This is a genomic window from Veillonella parvula (assembly GCF_024461875.1).
GTDB classification, from domain to species: Bacteria; Bacillota; Negativicutes; order Veillonellales; family Veillonellaceae; genus Veillonella; species Veillonella parvula_I.
Window position 1 is genome coordinate 1 of sequence record NZ_JANGAL010000135.1, and the last position, 223, is coordinate 223.

A 223-nucleotide genomic window follows, 5' to 3' on the forward strand; every position below is an offset into this window, starting at 1 on the left:
TGACGAAGATTACCGGAAAGCAAAGCATCCGATCGCAGTAACCAAACCGGTTATGACAGTTGTAATGGGCGGTGAAAATGTGTTCCTGCAGTCGGCGGCTCCGGGGAACGTAAGATATACGTCGAAGAATCCTGAGATCTGCGACGTTCAAGTTGTGTGGAAAGACGAGTCCTGTCAGCTGATTCCTAAAAAAGCCGGGGAGATGATCGTAACGGTTCATGCA

Annotated in this window: 1 protein-coding gene; it reads left to right on the top strand. The window is 49.3% G+C overall.

The features are described 5' to 3' along the window. Window positions 1-223, top strand: a 223-nt coding sequence (locus tag NE668_RS10120; protein ID WP_256196915.1) for a hypothetical protein, incomplete at both ends; no start/stop codon positions are given.